Below are 1063 nucleotides of genomic sequence, written 5' to 3'. Positions count from 1 at the left end.
ATCACGATCTTCGGCGTCGCGCCGCAGTGCCTGGCCGGGCGCCAGCTCGCCGAAGATCGTGATGCACACGTTCAGCGGGCCCTTGGTCGTGTCGCCCCCGACCAGCTCGCAGCCGTGGGCGTCGGCCACCGCGAACAGGCCGCGCGAGAAGGCGTCGAGCCAGTCGGGTTCCGCCGCCGGCAGCGACAGCGCCAGCGTGAAGCCGAGCGGCCGGGCACCCATCGCGGCGAGGTCCGACAGGTTCACGGCGAGACACTTGTGCCCGAGCGTGAACGGGTCGGCGCCGGCAAAGAAATGGCGGTCCTCGACCAGCATGTCGGACGAGACGGCCAGCACCTTGCCGGGCGTGGGGGACAGCAGCGCGCAATCGTCGCCGATGCCCAGGAAGGTGTTGGGACCGGGCGCGCGGTCGCGCTGGAAGTAGCGCTTGATGAGATCGAATTCGGAGAGCATGCCGCGATTCTAATCCGTGACCGCCGCCACGTGGGCCGCGCGCCGGTAGCCGCCGGGCCCGATCCCGTAATGGCGCTTGAACACGCGGTTGAACGCGGCTTCCGACTGGTAGCCGACGGCCAGCGCGACGTCGCCGACGGCGCCCTCTCCCTGCAGCAGGGCGCGGGCGGCGCGCGCCATGCGCAGCTGGGTCAGCATGTCGGCCGGCGGCATGCCGCACAGGCGCGCGAACAGGCGGGCGAACGTGGCGCGCGACATGTGGCACGCCTCGGCCAGGTCTTCCACCTTCCACGGCCGTTCGGGCGATTCCAGCATGCGGGCGAGCGCGTTGCCCAGGCGGCGGTCGGCCAGGATGGCGAACAGGCCGGGCGCCTCGTGACCGGTTCCGGCCAGCCAGGCGCGCAGCAGCAGCGCGAACAGGGCGCCCGACAGCTGGGCGACGACGACGTCGCCGCCGGGCCGCACCACCGTCGTGTCGGGGGGCAGCCGCCCCCCCCGCGCGGGGAGGCCGGGGGAGTGACGGTGTGGATAAACAACTGACGCGGCCGCCGAATAGAGAGGTGTTGATGTCGGGGGGGGGCGGATGATTAAAAAAAAAGGGGGGGGGGGG

At 71.8% G+C, this 1063-nt stretch carries 2 protein-coding genes; both read right to left on the bottom strand.

Going from position 1 to position 1063, the window contains the following annotated elements; translation table 11 throughout:
• Positions 1 to 453, bottom strand: a 453-nt coding sequence (locus tag ACEN88_RS32460) for a thiamine-phosphate kinase (RefSeq protein WP_413346352.1), incomplete at its 3' end; no start/stop codon positions are given.
• Between the two features lie 9 nt (positions 454 to 462).
• The coding region (locus ACEN88_RS32455) for a helix-turn-helix transcriptional regulator (RefSeq protein WP_413346350.1) at positions 463 to 1063 on the bottom strand (601 nt) is incomplete at its 5' end.

It is taken from the genome of Massilia sp. CT11-108 (genome assembly GCF_047302915.1).
GTDB lineage: Bacteria > Pseudomonadota > Gammaproteobacteria > Burkholderiales > Burkholderiaceae_D > Telluria > Telluria orientalis.
This window is presented reverse-complemented; position numbering and strand designations above follow the sequence as displayed.